This is a genomic window from Vibrio sp. F13, assembly GCF_020806305.2.
In the GTDB taxonomy this organism is placed as follows: Bacteria; Pseudomonadota; Gammaproteobacteria; order Enterobacterales; family Vibrionaceae; genus Vibrio; species Vibrio crassostreae_C.
In genome coordinates this window covers 203,658-227,097 of sequence record NZ_CP170176.1, presented here as the reverse complement: position 1 = coordinate 227,097, position 23,440 = coordinate 203,658, and the positions used below count along the sequence as shown (strand labels likewise).

Genomic DNA, 23,440 nt, shown 5'->3' with positions numbered 1-23,440 from the left:
GTATATTACGCTGACATTTTTGTTTGTACTGCTGTTTGCTGTGGTTTGTTGCAAGCTCTTAACGGCTTAACGGCTTAACGGCTTAACGGCTTAACGCTTGGTCAGCTGCTTGCTGTTCAAGTAAGGCAGGATATGCGGGCGAGATTCGCCAGACAGCTTTTGCGTGATCTGCTGTGACCAACTGCTCTGTTTTTGGTTGCTTGAACGGCTTGCGTAGTAGCTCTGCATTGAATCATCGTAGCTGGCAATGTCATCTAGGCTCAGCGGTTGGTATTGGTTTTCGTGCATCACCACGTGAGCTGGAAGGCGAGGCTTGACCTCTGGTTGCTGTGCCGGATGACCTAAGCACATCCCAAACAACACGGCGGTATGTTGTGGTAGTTCTAACAGTTCATCGACTTGTTGTGCGCTGTTACGCAGCCCGCCAATGTACACGCCACCTAAACCTAGAGACTCAGCAGCCAACATGCAGTTTTGCGCCATGATGCCAGAATCGACAGCGCCAATCAGGGTCAGTTCAGTAAAGTCGGTTTTCACTTCAGGGTTGATTTGAGCGTGGCGTTGATAGTCGATACAGAACACCAAAAACTCAGCCGCGTTCTCCACGTAAGCTTGATTGCCTGCGTATTCGGCTAGCAGTTTACGCTTCTCTTTGTTTGTCACTCTCACGATAGAAACAGCCTGCAGTAAGCTCGATGACGAAGCCGCGAGACCAGCCTGAATAATCACATCAAGTTGTGCTTTTTCAATCGGTTGATTTGTATATTGACGAATGGAGCGGTGCCCCAGAATAGTTTCAATCGTGCTGTTCATAACTCTCAGACAGTCCTTGTGATGATGGCGTAGAGAATCACAATAACGACAATTACCATGAGCGTAAAGGGCATTAGAGCCTTTCTGGTTGACATATTTCAGCAGCGTCAGCCCAGTTTTTGAGATTCTATTTATAATCGATTAATGCCAGCTGCTATGCCGCTGGCATTTTATTATTGAGTGAAACTTGCTTCGAAATAGGCACCAAATGCTCAGAACTGTCGGATAAAATAGGGCATACTGGACTCAATATATAAACCCAAGAAAGTAACCACGCGCATGAATCCAATCTGCCTCAACGACCCTTTTTTTCTTCCTAATGGCCAAGTGATCAAAAATCGCCTGTTCAAATCGGCAATGAGTGAACAGCTAGGTGATAAACATCATAACCCTAAGCAAGGTTTAGTCACGCTTTACCAGCGTTGGGCTCAAGGAGGAATTGGTCTATCCATGACGGGTAACGTGATGGTCGATAGAGGTGCGCTTGGTGAACCTAAAAACGTGGTGTTGGATGAGCACAGTGATTTAAGCGTATTTCGTGAGTGGGCGAGTGCCGGAACACAGAATGGTTCGCAGATATGGATGCAGCTGAATCACCCAGGTAAGCAAATTCCTAAATTCTTATGTGATAGCCCGGTTGCTCCTTCGGCTATCTCTTTAGAGCGTGGATTAGAAAAAGGCTTTAATACGCCACGAGCTCTGACTGAGAAGGAAATAATCGCAATCATTGATAAATTCGCGCTGAGTGCAAAGCTTGCAAAACAAGCGGGTTTTACTGGTGTACAGATTCACGGTGCTCATGGTTATCTTGTCAGTCAGTTTTTGTCTTCTAGACACAATCAACGCCAAGACAAATGGGGTGAGTCACTCGAAAACAGACTTCGTTTCGTGCTTGAGGTTTATCGCGCGATTCGAAAAGAGGTTGGTGAAGATTTCCCTGTCGGAATTAAGCTCAACAGCGCCGACTTCATGAAAGGTGGCTTCACTGAAGAAGAGTCGATGCAGGTTGTGCAAACACTGAGTGATAACGGTATCGACCTGATTGAGATCTCTGGCGGCACCTATGAAAGTCCATCAATGATGGGTTCAAAGAGCAAAGCTGAATCAATCAAGTCCAGCACAGTAAAACGTGAAGCGTATTTTATGGATTACATGGTTAAGGCGAGAAAACTCGTGAGTACACCGCTGGTGGTCACGGGTGGTTTTCGAACCGCGCAAGCAATGAATGAAGCATTAAACACCTCGGCGACCGATTTTATTGGTATTGCGCGAACAATGGCGGTTGATCCTGATTTCCCTAACAAGTTAATTGAAAACCCTAGCCACGGCATGCCACTAACGGTGCCAACCACAGGAAAACCCGCATTAGACAAGGTGGCGATGGTCGGGCTGGTTTGGTATGAACATCAGATGTGGCGCATTGCCTCTGGCAAGAAAGCCGACCCAAAACTAAGCGCACTCGGTGTGGTGTTAAAAACAATTTTCAGCGCCGGCTGGCACGCTTTCAAAAAGCGCAGAGCGTAAGCAGTCATGGATTGTTAAAGCAGAACTTTGAGGAATTGAAGTTCTGCTTTTTTGTTTGTCTCCTTTTAAGTTCTCGATAAATACATCGCAGAGCACCCTCAGCCAGCTTAGCTGTGGTACTAATCTAATACCAACATGAGCATTGGTTATAGTGTTCATAAGTGGCAAATCAGAGTAGACCAACTAGGATGAATTGAATTAAACCCTACAATTAATTCAACAACATGGTAGTTGCTATGAAGAAAATAACCCTCTTATCTGTCGCGATCTTATCCAGTCTCTCTTTCTCATCTTTTGCTAAAGATTGTGATCCCAACTTGCTGCCTTCTTGGAAGGACAGCGAGAGCAAATCCGCTATCGTCGACTTTGTTGGGCAAGCCACTAAAGCTGAGTCTGATACGTTCGTGGCAATTGAAGATCGCATTGCCGTGTTCGATAACGACGGTACGCTTTGGTCGGAAAAGCCTTATTACTTCCAATTAGCCTTTGCACTAGATCGTGTAAAAGAGATGGCGCCTGATCACCCTGAATGGAAAACCGAAGCACCGTTTAAGTTTGTACTCGAAGATGATATTGAGAGCGTTCTGGGCAGCGGTGAAGAAGGGCTATTGAAAATCATCATGGCGACACATTCTGGTATGACTGTTGAGCAATACCAGCAAGACGTTGAGCAATGGCTGACGGTAGCAAAAGATAAACGTTTCAACAAAGCCTACACAGACCTTACTTATCAGCCAATGAAAGAGATGCTGACTTACCTGCAAGAGCATGACTTTAAGACTTATATTGTGTCGGGCGGAGGCGTTGATTTCATGAGGGCGTGGGCTCCACAAGCTTACAATATTCCTACAGAGCAAATCATCGGTAGTGCGCTTAAATACAACTACAGCTACAACGATGGCAAACCAACGGTGACCAAAGATTCGTTGATTTTGACCATTGATGACAAAGCCGGAAAGGTCACTAACATTCAGCATATTATCGGCAAGAAACCTATTCTAGCGGTCGGCAACTCAGACGGTGACCAAGCGATGATGCAATGGGCAACGAGCCAACCCAATTCAATGGCGATGATTGTTCATCACACTGATGCTGAGCGCGAGTGGCAGTACGATCGTGAGTCTCACGTTGGCAAGCTTGATAAAGCGCTAGATGAGGCGAATTCCAGAGAGGATTGGACACTGATCGACATGAAATCCGATTGGTGTGAGGTGTACTAACGCCAAGTATACCCTTGGTCAAAACTTCAAAGGCTCGGATTTTAAATTCGAGCCTTTTTTGTGAGCGGAGGTTTTGGGAATGAACGGTTTGAAAGCAATCGTTTGAAAGGAATAAGGTGTTATGGGTTCGCTTTAAGCAAGAACGTACTATAAATTTTCAATGCATGACGGTTTAATCGAGTTAGTCGGAAATTAAAGGAATAGAAAAATGAAAACGATCGGTTTGCTCGGCGGTATGAGTTGGGAGTCGACAGTGAGCTACTACAAATCCATCAACGAGGGCGTTAAAGCCACACTCGGCGGGCTCAATTCTGCAAAGGTTTGTATGTACAGCGTGAACTTCGATGAGATAGAAAAGCTTCAACATCAAGGTCGCTGGGCTGAGACGGCGGATATCTTATCGGACGCGGCTTTATCGGTAGAGAAGGGCGGGGCTGATTTCATTCTGATTTGTACCAATACCATGCATAAGGTCGTTCCTGAGATCGAAGAGAAGGTCACGATTCCTATCTTGCACATCGCTGATACCACAGCGCAGAAGTTGCTTGAACAGGGTGTAAAGAAAGTTGGATTACTCGGTACCGCTTTCACCATGGAACAAGATTTCTATAAAGGCCGTCTGACTAACAAATTCGGTATCGATGTGGTGATTCCTGATGAGAGTGACCGAGAGAAAGTCCACAACATCATTTATCAAGAGCTGTGTCGAGGCCAAGTAAAAGAAGAATCTCGAGATGTATACCGTCAAATCATTGAGAAGCTAGGCCAACAAGGTGCAGAAGCCGTTATTCTGGGCTGTACTGAAATCGCCCTCCTGATTCAGCAGCAACACACTGATGTTCCCTTGTTTGATACCACAGCCATTCATGCAGAAGCGGCTGTACGTTTGGCGACGAGTGACTAACTTCTAGTTCTTATTCTTAGTTCCATAGCTGTCCTATTTTCGCTCTTGTACGATTTTCATTCGTTGAAGTGAAAGTTTTTTGTACAAAAGCAGGTCGTTAGTTAAAGAAGCGATGCTTTGTTCATTAACCAAGGCCTTATCGGTAGGTAAGGTTTTAGTTAATGACTGAGGTATCCGCGCTTTTAAGCACTATGCTTTAGTCATGACCGAAAGAGGATTTATTATGAAATGGCTTATCTTATCTGTAACGCTGTTATTCGTGGCAGGATGCCAATCGACGGGGTCTCAAGAAGCACAAGTCGGTGACGACATGAATCGAGTTCATACCCAAGGGTGCAGCAGCTAATCTTCTTTTGTGGAAACACATTTTCAGCTGCTCCGGTAGAGAGTTACCCCTACAAAGCCTTGTGTTGTCACAAGGCTTTTATTTTATACAAAATCTAAAAACTGATTCGACTATATCGCGAATTATCAATGAATACTGGTGTTAATAAACTCTGTTTTATTAAAGCACGCTCTCGTGCTTATAGACCGGAGAAACCAATATGAATTACGAGGGAAAAGTATATCGTCCATGGACAGAGGCGAAGAGCATTCTGATTTAAACCACTTTAGATTGCAGTATCAACACGTGCACGTTCTGTAATATGTTCAGCGATAAACGATTCAAGGTTTGTGATATTGAGGATGTGTTTAAAGATATCGAAGAAGCTCGCCTGATTTATCCTTATGTTGAATCAATTTTCCTTATCGATGGCAACGTGATGGCCGCCCGCACGCACGGATTATCTCCTTAAGATTTTGGATAAGCTTCGTCATACCTTTCCAGAAAGCAGAAAAGTATCGCTCTATAGTGGTTTGAACGATTTCCGTCGTAAAAGCTTGAGCGAACTTAAAGAGCTTAAAAGTGCCGGTCTCACTATGTCTTATGCGGGGTTGGAGTCAGGCGATGCGGTTGTACTCGACAACATCAAAAAGCGCATGACACCAGAACAAGCGATCGAAGGCATGGAATTAGCCAAAGAAGCCGGCATTGAAACCTTACTTTCGTTTATCTTCGGCCTTGGCGGTCGTGATCGATCACGTGAACATATTGTCGAGACCACAAGATTACTGAATATCATGAAGCCTGAGCAGATAGCGCCAATGGCGTTAGCGATTCAGCCAGGAACCGTGATGGAACAAGAAGTAAAAGGTGGCAAGTTCGTTATGCCGACGCAACTTCAGATCTTAGAAGAAGAAAAGTATCTGCTTGAGAATCTAAACATCGACACTTTCTATTGGGGCGACCATGGTAATAACATCGTGACTCAGAAAGGTTTCCTGCTTGATTCAAGAGAGCAATTTTTGGCTAAGGTGAACCATGCGATAGCATCAAACCCAATGGCTAAAGACAGTGTTATTCAGACGTTTGCTTGGTAGCGTTTAGTTAAAAACGATACTTGCAGGCTAAGTAAAAATCGAAAGAAGTATTGTTTTCGAGGCGGGATAATCGCCATAAGCCTACTTCCGTTACTGAGACAATTCAAAATCAGTAAAGCCATTTTCTTGGTGGATGTTGTAAATTTGTGAATCTGAACTGTCTATATTCTAGGCTGTGTACTGGATCTCATTTGTTATTTGAGTCCCTTGCTAAGGTAAATAATGAATGTGTACTACCAATCACTTTACTCAACTTAAGAGGTTTCTATGCTAGGTGAAAATCACTCTCTTGTTCACGAATTTCCTGAAATGAAAGACAAAATTGCTGAGCTTGCTAAAACTGACGATGGCTTTGCAGAAGATATGAAGACATACGACAACCTTGATAAAGAGATTCGTAAACTAGAGCTGAAAGATTCACCCATTGATGACGGCTCGATGCACCAATTGAAACATGATCGTTCTGAACTTAAAGATTCACTGCATGCTCGTTTAACTGGCTAGTGAGTTGGCAATTTTGCTGACTAGCTAAATGGCGAATTACAGACTTAGACAAAAACTCCTTCGGGAGTTTTTTTTCGTTTTGGCTCAATCACTTCTTCACAATTCAACTGAGTTAATACGTTGTATTGTTATGTTAATGACGCATAATGAGGGTTACTGGTACACGATTTTTAAGATTTTATTGGTAATCTCATGAATATTGAACACCTCAAATTGTTTGTTCGTTTAGCTTCCACACATAACATCAGCATGGCTGGGCAAGAGCTTGGTTTGTCTCCTGCTGTTGCAAGCTCGCACATTAGTAAACTGGAAGACAATTTAGGCGTTCGCTTGGTGCATAGAACCACTCGTAAGGTCTCTTTAACCGAAGAGGGGGAAGCGTTCTTGCCTCATGCTGAAGAGGTGTTATCGAGCGTCGATGCTGCCAAATCGGCGGTTGGTGTGGGCTGTGACTCTCCAACCGGAACGCTGAGAGTTACCGCATCTGCGTCTTTTGGGCGTTTGCATCTTGTCCCTGCTTTACCTGGATTCTTAGAGCGCTACCCTGGGTTAAAAGTCGATCTCAGACTATCAGATTCGATGGTGGATGTTGTTGAAGGTGGCTTTGATATCGCGATTCGCATCTCGGAGCTGAAAGACTCGACACTGATTGCCCGAAAACTTGCGACAGACAAGCGTATTGTGTGTGTATCGCCTGATTACTTAATCAAATATGGTAAGCCAGCCACACCTCGAGATCTTAATGATCATCAGTGTATTAGCTTAATTGGTTTAGAAAACTGGACGTTCAATACTGAAAGCGGGCCTAAGACGATTAAGGCATCTGGGTCGTTCAGGGCAGATAACGGAGAAGCACTGCGTGACGCAGCCTCAGGTGGTATGGGTATCACGGTGACATCGAATTGGTGTGCCTATGAACAACTGAAAAGCGGTCAGCTGGTTCAAATATTAGAAGATTACCCATTAACATCAGAGCCTGCAATTTGGGCTGTGTACCCAAGCACAAGGTTACTTGCACCAAAGGTGAGAGCCTTCATTGACTACTTCTCTGAATATTATGGTAATCCGCCGTATTGGGAGAAAACATAGAGACAAACGTTATTAAAGCGCTGACATGGTGAGCGTTTTTAAATGTGTTGTTTCGTTGAGATAAAGAATAGCAACCTTTTGTGAAGTTGATAATCAACCGGATTAATAAAACACTATTTAGTTTTTGTTGAAAATAGAGGTGTGAATAAAGTCTCAGGCTGAGCGGAATAGTAGACAATAAAAAAGCTTAGCGTGGGGAGCGCTAAGCTTTGTCATTATTTATATTCAGGAGCGGATGGTTTTGCTAGAAGAACTAACCGACTTGAGAAAAGTTCACCACAGTGCTTTCAAGATTCTCTTTTAAGTAGCTAGAAACTGCATGCTGCTCTGTTTCACTTAAGTACAGGCCAAGCTTGGTTCTGCGCCACAAGATGTCTTCGTCAGTCATCGCCATCTCTTCATTGATCAAGTAATCGATCTCAGCTTGATAAACGCCGTGTGCTTCGCTTGAGAATTGGGTACCAAGATCAGCTTCGCTCGTTGCACCTTCCAGCAGCTTCCAAGTGTAAGTACCAAATTGAGTCACATAACGTAGTAACAATGCTTCTGATATCCAAGGGTACTTGGTGTGGATCATCTTAGCGAGCTGTTCTCTGCTGCAGCTGAAGTTACCACCCGGTAGTGTGTCGTTAGCTGTCCAAGGTGCGCCCATGTGTTTCAGGTAAGGTTCTAGCTTGTTCAGTGCCGCTTCGCCGAGTTTACGATAAGTCGTTAACTTGCCACCAAAGATAGATAGCAGTGGTGCTTGATCCATTTCTGCATCCAGCTCCAGTGTGTAGTCACGAGTGATCGCTTGTGGCGAGTCAGATTCATCATCACAAAGCGGTCTTACGCCACTGTATGTCCACACAACATCGTCACGCTCTAGTTGCTTAACAAAATGCTGGTTAACGATATCAATCAAGTAATCAACTTCTACATCGTCGATAGCCACTTCGCGAGGATCGCCTTTGTATTCAAGGTCGGTAGTGCCGATGATCGAGAACTTATCTAGGTAAGGGATCATGAACACAATACGATTGTCTTTGTTTTGCAGAATATACGCTTGTGGTTCGTCGTGAATGCGTGGCACAACAATGTGCGAGCCTTTGATCAGACGAATATTACGAGGCGAAGCCTGCTCTAATCCATCATCAAAGAACTGCTTAACCCAAGGGCCAGCCGCGTTAACCAGCGCTTTCGCTTTACGTTCAAAACGTTGGTTTGTCATCACATCAAGAATCGTTACATGCCAAATGTCGCCTTCGCGGTGCGCTTTTTCAACTCGGCAGTAGTTGCGTACTTCTGCGTTGTTTTCTTTCGCCGCCAACACGTTCAGCAATACCATACGAGCATCATCAACCCAGCAATCTGAGTATTCGAAGCCTGTCTTCATTTCTGGTTTCAGTAGCCCTGATTTTGCTAGGTTGACTGTCTTACTTCCAGGAAGAGTGGTGCGCTTACCCAAGTTATCGTAAAGGAATAGGCCACAGCGAATCATCCAAGCTGGGCGTAAAAATGGTCGATGAGGTAAACGGAAACGCATTGGCTGAGCAACGTGAGGCGCTTTTCTTAACAAGACTTCACGTTCAGCGAGTGCTTCCGAAACCAAACGAAATTCGTAATGTTCAAGGTAGCGTAGGCCACCGTGGATAAGCTTTGAGCTAGCAGAAGACGTCGCAGACGCGAAATCATTTGCTTCGTATAAGCCAACGTTTAGACCACGACCTGCTGCATCTGCCGCGATGCCTGCACCATTGATGCCGCCGCCAATCACGATCAAGTCTAAAGTGGAAGATGTACTGTTGTTTGAATTATTTTGTTGAGCACTCATGGTTTTGACCTCTTTCTGAGCGAACGAGCATTTTAGAACATAATTGAATTCTATATGAACTTTCGTTTGCGGTCATTTATTATTTTCGTTTATGCGCGTTTTATGTGATTTGGGCATAAAAAAACCTCTGCTTATGAAAGCAGAGGTTCAAATAAGACTAATTCGAGCATAGAAGCGACAGTGACAGCGAGCAAGTTTTACTTTATTAACTTTTCTATAAAGAATGGTGATTCATTTAAGAAAGTGGCGTCACTGAGCTCTTATGTTTAGTTATTCGCTCATAGGACGAGCGGTATCGATCACTTCTAATGGTATTGCCGAATCTTTAAGGATGTTGAGAATCTCTTCCGGTGGCTGTTTATTGGTGAACACCATGTGTGCTTGAGAGATGTTACCCAGCTTAACCATTGCGTTGCGACCAAACTTACTGTGGTCGACTGCCAGGAAGATGCTGCGGCTGTTTTCGATGATAGCTTGCTTCACTCGAACTTCATGGTAGTCAAAATCAAGCAGTGAGCCGTCAAAGTCGATGCCGCTGATCCCTAGAATGCCGAAATCGAGGCGGAACTGCTTCACGAAATCGAGTGTTGCTTCACCCACGATACCGCCATCACGGTTTCTCACTTCGCCACCTGCCAAGATAACCTTTATCTCGGGGTTTGGTAGCAGGATACTGGCAACGTTGATGTTGTTAGTCACGACTCTGAGTTGTTTGTGGTTTTTGTTCAGCGCGCGTGCCACCGATTCTGGTGTGGTGCCGATATCAACGAACAAGGTTGCACCATCTGGAATGTGTTTAACCAGCTCGTCGGCAATCACATCTTTTTCATTGAAGTTAAGCGCTTTACGCGTGTTGTAAGAGGTGTTTTCTGAGCTAAGAGGAATGGTTGCACCACCGTGATAACGACGGATTTTGTTGCTATCAGCCAGCTCATTGAGGTCTCGTCTGATGGTTTGTGGGCTAACATCGAACTTCTCTACGAGCTCTTCGGTGCTCACATATCCTTGTGTTTTTACCAGGTCTACAATCTGCTGGTGTCTTGGTATCTGCTTCACTTAACTTACCACTCCCTGCACGCTATGGGCTCTAGCGCGTCACAATCGAAAATATTAACTCGCGCTATTGTGCTCGAATTGATGAGGAGAGAGAAGTAATGATAGTAAGGAATTATGTCCAAACCGCAAAAACGTTGATCAAAACATGAAAAATTGGCTCCAAACGCAAAAAAGAGCACAAAATAGTGCTCTTTTTAGTTTCGTTTACTGAGGAACGAACAATTCAATCGATAAGAGAGTGATTATTCGAACGCTCGATTTTACTCTTCGTCGTCATCGTGCAGTTCAGACCAAACCTGTGCACACTTGATTGCACGCTTCCAACCTTTGTAACGGCGGTTACGTTTCTCTTCGTCGTGGTGCGGCATGAAGGTGCGGTTAAGAACGGCTTTGTCTTGAAGCTCGTCAATGCTGTCCCAGAAACCAACCGCTAGGCCAGCAAGGTAAGCGGCACCAAGAGCCGTTACTTCCGTTACTTCAGGGCGGTGAACCTCAGTATCAAGCACGTCTGATTGGAATTGCATTAGGAAGTTGTTCGCTACTGCGCCGCCATCAACACGTAGGTTTGCTAGCTTGATGCCAGAGTCCGCTTGCATCGCGTCTAGTACGTCACGCGTTTGGTAAGCAATACCTTCCAAGGTTGCACGGATGATGTGGTTAGAGTTAACACCACGAGTCAGGCCAACAATCGTACCGCGAGCGTAAGCATCCCAGTATGGTGCGCCTAAACCAGTAAACGCAGGGACTACGTAAACGCCGTTTGAAGAATCTACTTTGGTTGCGAAGTACTCAGAGTCTTCTGCGCCAGCCAGTAGTTTCATTTCATCACGTAGCCATTGGATTGATGCGCCGCCCATGAATACCGCACCTTCCAGTGCGTATGCAGGTTCGCCTTTAGGGCCACATGCCAGTGTGGTTAGAAGGCCGTTTTTCGATGTGACTTTCTCTTGGCCTGTGTTCATTAGAAGGAAACAACCAGTACCATAAGTGTTCTTAGCTTGGCCTGCTTCTACACACATTTGACCGTAAAGTGCAGCTTGTTGGTCACCCGCAATACCCGCGATTGGAATACGAGTACCGCCTTTACCACCAAGGTTCGTTTGACCGTAAACTTCAGAAGAGCGCTTCACTTCAGGCATCATGATTGCTGGAATGCCCATTTCATCAAGTAGCTTCTGATCCCAGCATAGGTCGTTGATGTTGAACAACATAGTACGTGACGCGTTGGTGTAATCCGTAACGTGTACACGTCCTTGAGTCATTTTCCAAACCAACCAAGTATCAACGGTACCGAACAGTAATTTGCCAGCTTCAGCGTCTTCGCGAGCGCCTTCAACGTTGTCTAGAATCCATTTTACTTTTGTACCTGAGAAATACGGGTCAAGGACTAAGCCTGTATTGTCACGTACGTAGTCTTCTAGGCCACGTGCTTTAAGGTCTTCACAGATGTCTGCAGTACGGCGACACTGCCATACGATGGCGTTATAAACAGGCTTGCCTGTCTCTTTGTTCCAAACAATGGTGGTTTCACGTTGGTTCGTGATACCAATGCCCGCTAGCTCATCGCTGCGGATGCCTGCTTTAGCAAGAGCTTCAACCAATGTAGAGCTTTGAGTCGCCCAGATTTCCATTGGATCATGCTCAACCCAACCGGCTTTTGGATAAATCTGAGTAAATTCTCGTTGAGAAGAACTAACGATGTTTGCATCGTGATCGAGGATTACAGCGCGAGAACTTGTGGTGCCTTGGTCTAGGGCAACAATGTATTTTTGCTCGGTCATGGTAAGAATCCTTTTTCTTTTGTTATTTATATTTTAGTAAATGTAGGGTCGCTTAGGAATTAAGCTTGAGCTTGTTCAGCTTCTTCTTCTGTTTCACATTGGTTTGGAATTGTGCAGCCTTGGCCTTCTACTGGTAGGTAAGCACCGATAACACGTGGGTACAACCAACCACCAAAACACGCACCAGCAATTGGAGCAAGAATTGGAACGATGAAGTAAGGAATATCACGAGCACCGCTTAGTGCGAAATCCCAACCTGCAAAGTAAGCGAACAGTTTTGGTCCGAAGTCACGAGCAGGGTTCATTGCAAAGCCCGTCAGTGGACCTAAAGAACCACCGATAACCGCGATAAGAATACCGATCAGTAGAGGGTTCATTGCACCGCGAGATGCGCCGTTGTTCTCATCACCTAACGCTAAAATGGCAAACATCAACACTGCAGTAATCACGAATTCCACAGCAAAAGCGCCGAAGAAAGAAAGTGAAGCATGTGGGTAAGTCGAGAAGATACCAGCAGTTGATAGTGCGTCTTGGCTGCTACGAACGAAGTTATGTGCGATTTCGTAGTCAGTAAATAGGTTGCTGTACAGGCTGTAAACCAATGCTGCAGAGCAGAAAGCGCCAAGCAGTTGCGAAATGATGTAAGGCACCACTTTCGCTTTATCAAAACCATGGAACATGGCCAGTGCAATCGTTACGGCTGGGTTGATGTGTGCGCCTGAAACGCCGGCAGTACAGTAAATTGCAATCGCAACACCGAAGCCCCAGATGATGCTGATTTCCCATTGTCCGAATGTCGCACCGGTTAATACCAGAGCGGCCACACAGCCAACGCCAAAGAATATGAGTAATCCTGTACCGATAAATTCAGCCAAGCATTGCCCAAATAAAGAAGGGTGTTTGTTTGTTGTCATGTTCGAGTCCTTTTTAGTTTTGCTTATCTAGCACGTGTATTGTGCATATATTTGCGAACTCGAAAATAAACGAACATCAAAAGTGAGCGTTTGAGCATAAAATTGTTAATTAAAGTCACTTGAAATGTTAATCCGAACGCTTTTGCTCGAAAAAGATGCTCGCATGAACGTCATTGCTGAATTGATAGGTTGCGAAGCCGCTCAAACTACCTATATGTAAATGAATGCGCAACTGGTACGAGGAGTTTATGTTTGGATTTGTGATGCTACTTCGTGAGTGGTGGATTATTAGACTTAATTAGGGAGGGCTGTGTGATGTTTTTGCTATGTAACAAGTGCGTTAACAAATGAGCTTATATGCATAAATGAATAAACTGCCAACTATGTTGTAGTTTGGCAGTTTTAATTTGGGTGTATGTTCTTGTTATACGAGACGAACTTACCGCTCTAAACCAGAGCTGCCACTTTTCCTTTCGCAACCAATTGATCTCGAACTGAGTCATACGCCCAGTTGAACGCAATCGCGTAAAGTACGAAGAAGATAACTAGGCCGATGTCCATGATCAGTACGGTTAGGAAGTCGAGTTGTAGAACCCACATCAAGACAGGTAGAGTCACTGTCATTAAGCCAAGCTCAAAACCTAATCCGTGCAGGATACGTGTTTTCGTGGTTCTTTTGCTTCGGTCTGCTCCGTAAATTTTGTCGTAGCCATAGTTGTAAACGTAGTTCCAAGCCATCGCTATCAATGATATTGCGAGCGCTAAGCCTGCCATTTCACCTGCGCCGTTTCCTGTAATATAGGTTGCAAGCCCTGCCATCAAAACCAAAGCAACCAATTCAAATAGCACCATGTGCAACATGCGTTCTTTATGTGACATTTTTCTAACTCTCTTTACGATTAAATAGCCGCCGATGGGCTAATGACTTGGCTAAATAATATCTACTTAAGTGATAATATAAAGATAGTTAGTATCACATATAGTGATAGTAAGTTTGGGAGAAACCGAATGTACAACATTGAACAACTGAAAATGTTTGTGTATGCCGTTGAATTAGGGTCATTTTCTGCCAGTGCTCGTCATTTGGGTAAGGTACAGTCGGCGGTGAGCCAAGGCATCAGTAATCTTGAAATCGATTTTAATGTTGAGCTTTTTGATCGTTCGACTCGAAAGCCTTCACTAACCAAAGCGGGTGAGCAGTTATTTAAACAGGTGAAAGCAATCGTGCTTCAGGTTGAAGATCTGAATGTGACGGTTAACGCGATGGGTAGCGGTGAAGAGGGGCTCATCAAAATTGCATTAGATGATTCACTATTGGTCCCGAATCTATCTAAGATCCTTAGTCAGTTCAGTAAACAATTCCCAGCGACGGAAGTTGAATTGGTTGCGTGTACCACGACAGAGGTCAATCCGTTGATTATCGAAGAGAGAGCCGACATTGGATTGATGTTTACCAATTTGGCTTTTGATGTCGGTTCTGAGCCATGCTTTATCGGCCACCTACCGTTTATTGCTGTGTGTCATCCAAGTCATTCACTCGCAAAAACAGGTGTCGCGAAACTCTCTGATTTACTCCCACATCGTCAGTTAGTGTTGAGGGGAGACAAGGGGAAGGTGATGGATCAGTTTCCGATGATTGCCGGTAAAGTGTGGTGGTCAAACAGCTTTATTGTGATCAAAGAGATGGTACTCGGCAGTGATATTGGCTGGGCATACTTACCGAAACACCTTGTTGAAGAAGAGCTTATTAAACAGCGCTTGGTAGAGGTGAATGTGTCATTTGACCATAAAACTTGGTCGCCTCCGGTTGATCTTGTTCTGTCTAAAACACGCTCAAAAGGTCCTGCATTACTTTGGCTTGAACAAGCATTGAAAGGCCTATTAGACGAAACTGAATAAAAGAAAAGGCTCACCGTTTAACGTGTGAGCCTTTCTGTTCAAAGTGATGCTGCTTTTTGTTAGTTCTAGTTCTAGGTGTAGACGTAGATGCTATACGCTAGGTTTAACCGTCTGACCGTTGTAGTACTTGTCTTTCATCTTAAGCGCCACGTTCACAAGGTAAATCAGCACAGGGACTTCAATCAGTGGACCGATAACGCCTGCAAAGGCTTGGTCTGAGTTGATACCGAATACTGAGATAGCCACGGCAATCGCTAGCTCGAAGTTGTTACCTGTTGCTGTAAATGCAATTGATGCGTTCTTGTCGTACTCGATGCCCATCTTTTTACCGATGAAGAAACTGATGAAGAACATCGCAGTGAAGTAGATAGTCAGTGGAACCGCAATTAATAGAACGTCCATTGGCAGTTCAACAATCATTTCACCTTTCAGGCTGAACATCAGAACGATAGTCGCCAGTAGTGCAATCAGTGTGATTGGAGAGATGCGTGGAATAAATACGTCGTTGTACCACTGCTCGCCTTTCATCGACACAAGGATCTTACGGCTTAGGAAGCCCGCTAGGAATGGGATACCTAGGTAGATAAGTACACTGTGTGCAATGTCGATCATCGAGATATCAACCAACATGCCTTCGTAACCAAATACTGGTGGAAGAACGCTGATGAACAACCACGCCATAAAGCTGTAGCTCACCACTTGGAATGCACTGTTTAGAGCAACCAATGCCGCGCCGTACTCTTTGTTACCGCCGCCGATGTCGTTCCAAACCAGAACCATCGCCACACAACGAGCAAGACCAATCAGAATCACCCCAACCATGTAACCTGGGTGGTCACCCAAGAAAGTCAGTGCCAATACAAACATCAGAATCGGACCAACAAGCCAGTTCATGATCAAAGATAGTTTGATGGCTTTCTTATCTTTTACCACAGTGCCTAATAGGTTGTAGTTAACCTTAGCCAAAGGTGGGTACATCATTAAGATAAGGCCAATCGCAAGCGGAATGTTAGTGGTGCCAACAGACATTGAATCGTTCCACTGTTCGATCTGTGGGAATAGGGTGCCGAGTAGTACACCAAGGCCCATGGCAATAAAAATCCACAGTGTTAAGTAGCGATCTAGAAAACCTAACTTTGGTTTCATGATAATCTCTCTTAGTTGATATCGTAAATCGTCGAAAAACGATTGGTTGTGGCAAAAAAACACGCTTAAAAGTAAAGGCTATCAAAGCCGATCATTCAAGCGTGAACTTCTATTTTAAAATGCTGTTAAATATCGATTCGAAGCGTTGAATATTGTCGCGGTCGATGCGGTAACACATCTTCGGCGGAATCGACTCAGCCGTAATAAAACCTGAGGCTTTCAATATTCTTAAGTGCTCTGATACCGTTGATTGAGCTAAACCCAATTCACTCACCAGATCACTGTTCAAGCAGCCGCCCGATTTTTCTAACGTGGAAAGGATACTCAATATACGTATTCTTGCTGGGTGAGCGAGTGCTTTCGCCAGTGCGGCCATTTGCTTTTCTGCTTTAGCATCACCGTGTTCGATGGGCAGAGAACAGCCACCAGATGTCGAGCAAGTTGAGTTCATATTGACGTCTCACTTTCATTAATCGTTAAAAGACGATTAATGATAAGCCTATTTTAAATAGGGGTCAATGCTCACTGTCTATTTGAACGAACTTTAAGGTGGCGATTCAGGGACTATGGTTGAACTCTGCTTTGACTCAGCTACGCAAAATGGCGTGAACATCGATTAAACGCCATTTTGCTCGGTTATCCGCTAGTTAAGAACGGTATAGCCTCGGTTGATCATACAGTTACGATTCACTTGAAACTTCTGCTGCTCAGATAGCTCGGCGGATTGTCTTTTTTGAGCACCGTGCTTTAAAGCGCCGCTGATAATACCGATGCCAGCACCAATTTTTGCACCATCATGACCACTCCCGCCAGAGACGGCTCCACCAACCGCACCCAGCGCTGCACCCTTAGCGGTTGAACCGACAATATCGCTGCCAAGAGAATCGACCTCTTCAGGCTTCACTTGTTGAGCGTATTGCTCACATTCATACAGATCGGCGTGATACTGTGTTTCATCAACACCTTTAGTATCGACAATAATTTGATTAGCAAATACTGAACTTGATGCTACAAGCAATATCGCTGCGATTGGAGAGAATGGAAATTTCACAATATAGACCTCTAGAGTATTCATTGCATTGTTAAAGTGACGTGTAGTTCTCGATGAAATCAAGGCGACGATCGGTGTACTCACCAGAATCCAACATCTTAGATAACCCGCGAAGCGTGTTGTAAGGCTGAGAAACGGCCACCATGTTAATGAGCCAATACGGAATATCGCCACCTGGATCACTCAATACTCGATAAGAGATATGGGTGGTGTTTTCGTCGATTGGTGTCAGGATCCAACTCGCCTCTAATTCAGCCACTCTGATGATTTTTTTATTATTGTTTGGCAGGTAATCAGGCCTACCATGCTGATCAATGGTGACAACCATCGTCTCTGGATCTTGAGTGATGACGTTCTCTACGATAGCTTCACGATCGGCAACTGGCCAAGGTGCCTTGGTATAGGTTTTGGTGATCGTGTGCGCCGCACTAAAATGCTCTATTTCTTCCATGTCATCGATGTTTTCTACCCATTGCGTGCCAACAGAGGTATCGATAAAGAGTGCGATAATAGAAGTGAGGGACGCGTTGATGTCGCCTTCTGCTCGAAATTCTTTAAAGTGACTGCCTTCAATTTTACGGTTATAAACCTCGATGCCTTTTTTATCGCGTGCCAGTGACCAGCCATCGGTGTCTGATGCAAACACCGAAACTGAACAAGCAAGAAGAAGCAAAGTAATAATCTTATTCATCATGTTAATGAGCGCCCTTTCCAGCTGATTTTATTGGTTTTAGATAAGCGGTAACTGTTCAGCACGAGTAGGCTTTGAACACAAATACCGAAGGGTACGGTTAACGCAAATTTTGCGGGAACAAACAGTTCCTTAACCAAAATGAAGTAGGTGACGATCGACACCAAGAGCATCACAGAGCTGACAATGAGCGAATAAGCATGAATGGCAGACATGTCACTGATGAAGGCGTTCGCCGATACCAGCATCAAAAGCGGTCCCGCCCATGCGATGATGTTGGCTTTGATGAAGACTTTTAAAGCTTGTGCTTGCGATTGACAATTCACAATAAGATTCATGTTTTTGGAAAAGCCAGCCCAGATTGAGTTGAAGTCTGAATACATGTGCGTACTCATTAGTTTGTCTGCAAATGCCCAGAAAATCTTAAATCCATTGACCTTCATGACTTTTGCAAAGGCGATGTCTTCCGATATCGCGTTTGCTACTGCGGCGTGTCCACCGACTGCGTCGTAGGATTTTCGGGTAAACAACATCGCCTGACCGTTAGCAATCGCTTCTTCCTTAGTCATGTCGTTCGAGTTTTTAAAGTTCATATAAGATGCGATCGATAGAAAGATGCCCGGCAAGGTCGCTTTTTCTGCCACAGACGCAAAAGTTTGTTTTGGATTAAACGATAAGAGATCAGTTTTTTGTTGGATAGCAAAGTCGATAACGCTCTGTAGCATCGCGGGTGCTGAATCGGTATCTGCATCAATGAAATACACATATTCACCGCTAGCGTTGAGTGCGCCAGCCATACATGCATTGCTCTTACCAAGCCATCCGGTCGGTAACGTTCTACCTGAAATACAGCGCGCGTTAACGTCGAACTTACTGATCAATGCTTCTACTTTTGCACGGGTTGAGTCAGTAGAAAAGTCATCAACAACAATGACTTCAAACTTGTCTTTTGGGTAGCTCTGCTTCAATAGAGAGCCAAGGCTGATTTCAATATTGTCTTCTTCATTTCGCGCAGGAATAATGACGGAAACAGTCGGCCACTCAGTTCTTTTGAACGATATTTTAGGTTCAATGTGAATACGATGGCGCTCTAAGTTCGCAAGTGTGATTAGAAACTTGACGGTAACGATGCAAAGCAAGGTCGTAATAATAGCTAAAATCATAATGACTGTGGTCGGAATAAAGTGATGGAGAGACAGGAAAGAATATAGTGGAGTGTGACCTAACGCACATCTTGTATGTAGGACTTAACCCTTCAAACTGGAATGCGCTTCTGTTAGCGTTTGCCTTGGAAAGATGTGAAACAGTGACTGACAGGCGGTAAAATAAGCATTGTATTCACCAGCGACTCTAGCGATATAATCGAACCCAGAACCGTTACTCAAGATAACGAATGATCATAATCCAATAATAGGTACGCCCGACATGCCCCAACAAAACATCAAATTTATCGCGACTGATATGGATGGCACCTTACTCGATGAGCATGGAAAGCTCGACCCTGAGTTTTTCAATCTTTATGAGCGCTTAGAAGCGCAAGATATTATTTTTGCTGCCGCGTCTGGCCGCCAGTATTACAGCTTGCTAGAAACATTTTCCCCGCTTAAAGATCGCATGATGTTTATTGCTGAAAACGGCACATTAGTGATGCACAAAGGCCAAGAACTTTACAGCTGCTTGCTTGATACCGATGCCATTAAAGAGATCATTAAAGAAGCTCGAGCTATTGAAGGCGCGCATGTGGTGCTATGCGGTAAGAAATCGGCATACATCGAAACCAAAGATGAGCGTGCTCTGGCGGAGATCTCTAAGTACTACCATCGCCGTGAGCAAGTAGAAGACTTACTGGCGGTAGAAGACGATTTCATCAAGGTGGCTATCTGTCACTTCGACGGTTCACAAGAGAAAGTGAACCCAACTATTGATGCCAAATTCGGTGAGAACTACCAAGTGGTTGTAAGCGCAAAAATTTGGTTAGATGTGATGAACGCTGAAGCGTCAAAAGGTGCGGCGATTAAACATCTACAGAACACATTAGGTTTCACTTACGAGCAGACCATGAGCTTTGGTGATTACCTAAATGACTTGGAAATGCTTAAAGAGAGCTACCACTCTTACGCGATGGAAAACGCGCATCCAAAGTTAAAAGAGATCGCGCGTTTTGGCGCGCCAAGTAACGTTGACGCGGGTGTGTTCCAAGTACTTGAGAAGTTGCTAGCGTAACGCTCTTAAGCTAGATTCGATTTTTATCAAAGCCAACTCGTGAAAATGAGTTGGCTTTTTTGTTGGCTGCTGTTGTATTGAGTTAAATTTGAACGAGTGTTCAGCTTGTTGTAGTCTAACCAGAAAGATGGGTATTCACTTTGAATTGGATACGCCTTAGTAACGATATTTGGAATGATTATGAGCAAGAAACTTCAACTTGATATTATTTCTGACGTAATGTGCCCGTGGTGCGTAGTCGGTTACAAAAACTTAGAGCTAGCCGTTGCGGAACTTGGTTTAGAAGACCAGATTGAACTTGAATGGCAGCCGTTTGAGCTTAACCCTGACATGCCGCAAGAGGGCGAAAACCTGCGTGCCCATATCATGAGAAAATACGGTTCTAGCGCAGAAGAGAGCCAACGTTCACGAGAACAGCTTTCGGCTCGCGGCCAAGCGGTTGGTTTCGATTTCAATTTCTATGACAGTATGAGAATGGTCAATTCACGTCATCTACATGTACTTCTCGATTTTGCACTAGCGCACGGCAAACAGACTGAGTTAAAGCTACGCTTCTTTGCTGCTCACTTCACAGAGCAAAAAGACCTGTCCGATCTTGAAGTCATTGCACAAGAGCTTGAAGCGGTTGGCTTAGACTCAACGAAGGCACTGAAGCGCCTAAAGAACACCGACAACTTGAAGCAAATTGAAGCGCAAGAGTTTGAATGGCAACGCATGGGGATCTCTGCGGTTCCTACTGTGGTGTTCAACCGTAAGAGTGCAGTAACGGGCGCGCAGACGGTAGAAACCTACAAGCAGATTCTTCAAGAGCTTATTGCTGAATCATAAACGGATCATTGCTATCAATTAGAGTCTGAATTTCATGGAATCACTGTCACTCGCTCAAGCGCAAAAACTGGTATTGCTTTCGCAAAAGCTGCCGCCTAAGAAGTTGCCACCTAAAAAGCAACGCAATGGGGGCGCTTTGGCGAACACGTTGTCTGCGATTGAAAACCTTGGCTATGTGCAAATTGATACCATCTCTGTGATTCAACGAGCTCACCATCATACGTTGTGGAATCGAAATCAAGACTACCAACTGAACCATCTTGATAAGCTGTTAGAGCGTCGAGAAGTATTTGAGTATTGGTCGCATGCCGCCGCGTATTTACCCATGCGTGACTTCCGATTCAGCCTACACCGCAAGAATGGTTTTGCGAGCGGTAAGCTCAAGCATTGGTATAAAAAGGATGACGCACTGATGGCTCATGTTCTCAAACGTATTGAGAATGAAGGGCCGTTGATGGCGAAAGATTTTGAAGGGGATAGGCCAAACCCCGGCGGTTGGGGCGGTAAACCGGCCAAGCAAGCATTAGAAACATTGTTCATGCAAGGCGACTTAATGGTGCCAAGCCGAGTTAACTTTCATAAGGTGTATGACCTAACCGAGCGAGTTTTACCGAGCGGAATTGATACCTCTGAGCCGACAGAACAAGAGTACATCGAGCATCTGATAACACGTTATTTAGAGGCTAACGGAGTTGGAATAGCGTCGGAAATGAGCTACCTACTCAAGAACACAAAGCCTTTGATTCAGAGAGCACTCCAACAGATGCTTGAAGATAAGCAGGTTCTGAAAGTAGATATTCAAGGCTCTGATTACTATGTCCTGCCAGGTGCTTTTGAACTGCTGAATCAACCTCTTTCCAGAACCAAGCTTAAGATACTGTCTCCGTTTGATAACCTGCTGATTCAACGAAAGCGAATGCAATCATTGTTCAACTTTGATTACCTCCTAGAATGCTATGTTCCAGAGGCCAAGCGTCAGTTTGGTTATTTTAGCTTACCGATTCTGTGGCAAGGTAAGCTGGTGGCACGAATGGATTGCAAGGTCGACAGGAAGAGTGGTTTGCTCAATATCCGTAACTTGGTTGTGGAAGAGCGAATTAAAAACCATGAGTTGTTGGTTCATGCTTTATGCGATGAACTAAAACACTTCATGGTGTTCAACCAATGTGATGAGATGATCGTCCATAACACCACGCCCTCTGATCTTGGCAAGCGCTTGATGAGCCAATGGCAAACAGTCTAGCGGTCTTTGTTGTTTAGAAAGCGCTTAGTTACTCAGCAAATGCAGCTAACAAGAACTCGACAAAGGTTCTGTTCTTCAACGACAGTTGCTTGGTTTTGTAGAGCAAGTGAATCGGCTTTGGTAACGGCGCCATGCCGGGTAGGATTTCCAACAGCGCTCCACGATCAATCTCTTCTGCGACTAAGATAGTCGGTTGCAACAACACGCCCACACCCTGCAGGGCGGCATACCGCAACACATCACCATTATTCGACATCAAGCGCACACGTTCTTTATTCGGTGTGGCGTGAGGAGCTTGGCTGCTGTAACTGAATCCAAGCGATGGGTGCTGCGCCAAGTCTTCCAATACTCTGATTTCAGCATGTTGGTTTAGGTAAGCGGGCGCCGCGCAGTAACACATCTCATAATCCCCTAAATACCTTGCGACCAAGCTTGAATCGGATAGGTCACCAATTCGCACAATCAGGTCAATGTCAGATGAATAAGGATCAACAAGGTCATTATTCAACATCAGCTCAACGTTAATGGTTGGGTGATGCGCGAGAAACTTAGCTACGATAGGGGCGAGTACCTTGTTTCCATAGGTGACAGGGCAGTTTATTTTTACCGTGCCTTGTGGTTGATTTTCCAAGGTTTGAATCAGGTTCTCTGCATTGCTGATGTCTTCGAGAATTCGCTTACACTCACGATAGTAAAGTTGTCCTGAATCGGTTAACGATTGCTTACGCGTGGTGCGGTGGATCAGCTGAGACTTCAAACTGGCTTCTAAGGAATGGACATGTTTGCTTATCATGGTCGCCGACAGGTTGAAGTGGTTTGCGGCGCTGCGAAAGCTACCTTGTTCCACCACATAGACGAAGACTTTCATGCTGGTTAACTTATCCATTGAACACTCTTGGTTGATAAACAATAAACAAAAGGTGAGTTTATCAATTATTAGGGGTTAATTATATTAATGGCAAACCGATAATTAACTAAAATAAGAGTGTGCAATGCCTCAAACGAATGAAACTATCTTTGTTACTGCCGAACTTAAGATCAAAACCAACATAGAACGAGCAGCTGCGCTCGAAGCTATCGAACAGTTTTGTTTAGACATGCAAAGCGAACCGGGCTGCCTACAAGCAATTGCAACCTATGATCAAAGCCAAAGCGATCGTGTGATCTTGCTTGAGCAATACGTAAACCGCGAGGCGATCAATCAGCACTTTGTGATGCCTCATACCCAAGCGTTTATTGAGCGTGATATTACCGAGTTGGTTCAAGCATTCGAAACGCAACGTGGGCCTATCAAAGCACAAGAGCAGGAGATCTAAGAC

25 protein-coding genes are annotated in these 23,440 nt (G+C 44.7%); 13 read left to right on the top strand and 12 right to left on the bottom strand.

The genetic code is table 11. From position 1 onward, the window contains the following. Nucleotides 1-90: 90 nt before the first annotated feature. On the bottom strand, nucleotides 91-813 hold the full coding sequence (gene nfsA / locus LMH68_RS15965) for an oxygen-insensitive NADPH nitroreductase (protein ID WP_017066969.1): 723 nt from the start codon (nucleotides 811-813) through the stop codon (nucleotides 91-93). A 279-nt stretch (nucleotides 814-1,092) separates the two neighbouring features. On the opposite strand from nfsA, the gene LMH68_RS15960 reads away from it, so the two are divergent. The 8 genes from LMH68_RS15960 (at nucleotide 1,093) to LMH68_RS15925 (ending at nucleotide 7,476) form a co-directional block, all read left to right on the top strand. Further along, nucleotides 1,093-2,337 carry an NADH:flavin oxidoreductase/NADH oxidase family protein gene (locus LMH68_RS15960; protein WP_229648095.1) on the top strand — a complete coding sequence of 415 codons (1,245 nt, stop codon included), beginning with the start codon at nucleotides 1,093-1,095 and terminating at the stop codon, nucleotides 2,335-2,337. 236 nt (nucleotides 2,338-2,573) lie between these two features. Then, entirely contained in the window at nucleotides 2,574-3,557 is a 984-nt protein-coding gene (locus tag LMH68_RS15955; RefSeq protein WP_029235499.1) for an HAD family hydrolase, read from the top strand. Nucleotides 3,558-3,765: 208 nt separating this feature from the next. After that, the gene (locus LMH68_RS15950) at nucleotides 3,766-4,461 is read left to right on the top strand and encodes an aspartate/glutamate racemase family protein (protein WP_102428073.1); all 696 of its coding nucleotides are present in this window, start codon (nucleotides 3,766-3,768) and stop codon (nucleotides 4,459-4,461) included. A 223-nt stretch (nucleotides 4,462-4,684) separates the two neighbouring features. Then, nucleotides 4,685-4,807 (top strand): hypothetical protein, encoded by a 123-nt coding sequence (locus LMH68_RS15945; protein WP_258182976.1) that lies wholly within the window; start codon nucleotides 4,685-4,687, stop codon nucleotides 4,805-4,807. 301 nt (nucleotides 4,808-5,108) lie between these two features. Then, on the top strand, nucleotides 5,109-5,258 hold the full coding sequence (locus tag LMH68_RS15940; protein WP_372127494.1) for a hypothetical protein: 150 nt from the start codon (nucleotides 5,109-5,111) through the stop codon (nucleotides 5,256-5,258). 4 nt (nucleotides 5,259-5,262) lie between these two features. After that, nucleotides 5,263-5,883, top strand: coding sequence for a radical SAM protein (locus LMH68_RS15935; protein WP_372127495.1), 621 nt, complete (start codon nucleotides 5,263-5,265; stop codon nucleotides 5,881-5,883). Nucleotides 5,884-6,150: 267 nt separating this feature from the next. Beyond that, nucleotides 6,151-6,387, top strand: a complete 237-nt coding sequence (locus LMH68_RS15930) for a YdcH family protein (RefSeq protein WP_065606862.1) — start codon at nucleotides 6,151-6,153, stop codon at nucleotides 6,385-6,387. 192 nt (nucleotides 6,388-6,579) lie between these two features. Then, nucleotides 6,580-7,476: a LysR family transcriptional regulator gene (locus LMH68_RS15925; protein ID WP_102428071.1), complete on the top strand. Its 897-nt coding sequence runs from the start codon at nucleotides 6,580-6,582 to the stop codon at nucleotides 7,474-7,476. A gap of 253 nt (nucleotides 7,477-7,729) precedes the next feature. Here LMH68_RS15925 and glpD read toward each other — a convergent pair whose 3' ends face one another. The 5 genes from glpD to LMH68_RS15900 form a co-directional block, all read right to left on the bottom strand. Then, nucleotides 7,730-9,289: a glycerol-3-phosphate dehydrogenase gene (gene glpD, locus LMH68_RS15920; RefSeq protein ID WP_229648094.1), complete on the bottom strand. Its 1,560-nt coding sequence runs from the start codon at nucleotides 9,287-9,289 to the stop codon at nucleotides 7,730-7,732. Between the two features lie 270 nt (nucleotides 9,290-9,559). After that, nucleotides 9,560-10,345, bottom strand: a complete 786-nt coding sequence (locus LMH68_RS15915; protein ID WP_229648093.1) for a DeoR/GlpR family transcriptional regulator — start codon at nucleotides 10,343-10,345, stop codon at nucleotides 9,560-9,562. A gap of 260 nt (nucleotides 10,346-10,605) precedes the next feature. Then, nucleotides 10,606-12,126: a glycerol kinase GlpK gene (glpK, locus tag LMH68_RS15910; RefSeq protein ID WP_229648092.1), complete on the bottom strand. Its 1,521-nt coding sequence runs from the start codon at nucleotides 12,124-12,126 to the stop codon at nucleotides 10,606-10,608. A gap of 59 nt (nucleotides 12,127-12,185) precedes the next feature. Further along, the gene (locus LMH68_RS15905; protein WP_004732234.1) at nucleotides 12,186-13,040 is read right to left on the bottom strand and encodes an MIP/aquaporin family protein; all 855 of its coding nucleotides are present in this window, start codon (nucleotides 13,038-13,040) and stop codon (nucleotides 12,186-12,188) included. Nucleotides 13,041-13,487: 447 nt separating this feature from the next. Further along, nucleotides 13,488-13,919, bottom strand: a complete 432-nt coding sequence (locus tag LMH68_RS15900) for a PACE efflux transporter (protein WP_017064018.1) — start codon at nucleotides 13,917-13,919, stop codon at nucleotides 13,488-13,490. Between the two features lie 129 nt (nucleotides 13,920-14,048). Here LMH68_RS15900 and LMH68_RS15895 point away from each other — a divergent pair, with 129 nt between their 5' ends. Then, nucleotides 14,049-14,939 carry a LysR family transcriptional regulator gene (locus tag LMH68_RS15895; protein ID WP_229648091.1) on the top strand — a complete coding sequence of 297 codons (891 nt, stop codon included), beginning with the start codon at nucleotides 14,049-14,051 and terminating at the stop codon, nucleotides 14,937-14,939. A 90-nt stretch (nucleotides 14,940-15,029) separates the two neighbouring features. On the opposite strand, the gene arsB is transcribed toward LMH68_RS15895, so the two are convergent. The 5 genes from arsB to LMH68_RS15870 form a co-directional block, all read right to left on the bottom strand. Further along, nucleotides 15,030-16,085 (bottom strand): ACR3 family arsenite efflux transporter, encoded by a 1,056-nt coding sequence (gene arsB / locus LMH68_RS15890; protein ID WP_229648090.1) that lies wholly within the window; start codon nucleotides 16,083-16,085, stop codon nucleotides 15,030-15,032. A gap of 109 nt (nucleotides 16,086-16,194) precedes the next feature. After that, complete coding sequence (locus LMH68_RS15885) at nucleotides 16,195-16,536, bottom strand: ArsR/SmtB family transcription factor (protein WP_017064015.1); 342 nt, start codon at nucleotides 16,534-16,536, stop codon at nucleotides 16,195-16,197. A gap of 192 nt (nucleotides 16,537-16,728) precedes the next feature. Further along, nucleotides 16,729-17,136, bottom strand: a complete 408-nt coding sequence (locus LMH68_RS15880; protein ID WP_029235181.1) for a glycine zipper family protein — start codon at nucleotides 17,134-17,136, stop codon at nucleotides 16,729-16,731. A 31-nt stretch (nucleotides 17,137-17,167) separates the two neighbouring features. Further along, entirely contained in the window at nucleotides 17,168-17,830 is a 663-nt protein-coding gene (locus LMH68_RS15875; RefSeq protein WP_065583761.1) for an START domain-containing protein, read from the bottom strand. Then, on the bottom strand, nucleotides 17,827-18,990 hold the full coding sequence (locus tag LMH68_RS15870; RefSeq protein WP_017064013.1) for a glycosyltransferase: 1,164 nt from the start codon (nucleotides 18,988-18,990) through the stop codon (nucleotides 17,827-17,829). The genes LMH68_RS15875 and LMH68_RS15870 overlap by 4 nt, the downstream gene beginning before the upstream one ends. A 262-nt stretch (nucleotides 18,991-19,252) precedes the next feature. On the opposite strand from LMH68_RS15870, the gene LMH68_RS15865 reads away from it, so the two are divergent. The 3 genes from LMH68_RS15865 to LMH68_RS15855 all read left to right on the top strand — a co-directional run bounded on the left by LMH68_RS15865 (nucleotide 19,253) and on the right by LMH68_RS15855 (nucleotide 22,121). Next, complete coding sequence (locus LMH68_RS15865; RefSeq protein ID WP_017069716.1) at nucleotides 19,253-20,050, top strand: Cof-type HAD-IIB family hydrolase; 798 nt, start codon at nucleotides 19,253-19,255, stop codon at nucleotides 20,048-20,050. A 180-nt stretch (nucleotides 20,051-20,230) separates the two neighbouring features. Next, nucleotides 20,231-20,878: a DsbA family oxidoreductase gene (locus tag LMH68_RS15860; protein WP_017060931.1), complete on the top strand. Its 648-nt coding sequence runs from the start codon at nucleotides 20,231-20,233 to the stop codon at nucleotides 20,876-20,878. A 34-nt stretch (nucleotides 20,879-20,912) separates the two neighbouring features. Next, nucleotides 20,913-22,121: a winged helix-turn-helix domain-containing protein gene (locus LMH68_RS15855; RefSeq protein ID WP_229648089.1), complete on the top strand. Its 1,209-nt coding sequence runs from the start codon at nucleotides 20,913-20,915 to the stop codon at nucleotides 22,119-22,121. Nucleotides 22,122-22,149: 28 nt separating this feature from the next. On the opposite strand, the gene LMH68_RS15850 is transcribed toward LMH68_RS15855, so the two are convergent. After that, on the bottom strand, nucleotides 22,150-23,007 hold the full coding sequence (locus LMH68_RS15850; protein ID WP_017069718.1) for a LysR substrate-binding domain-containing protein: 858 nt from the start codon (nucleotides 23,005-23,007) through the stop codon (nucleotides 22,150-22,152). A 106-nt stretch (nucleotides 23,008-23,113) separates the two neighbouring features. Here LMH68_RS15850 and LMH68_RS15845 point away from each other — a divergent pair, with 106 nt between their 5' ends. Further along, on the top strand, nucleotides 23,114-23,437 hold the full coding sequence (locus LMH68_RS15845) for a putative quinol monooxygenase (protein WP_229648088.1): 324 nt from the start codon (nucleotides 23,114-23,116) through the stop codon (nucleotides 23,435-23,437). Nucleotides 23,438-23,440: the final 3 nt, after the last annotated feature.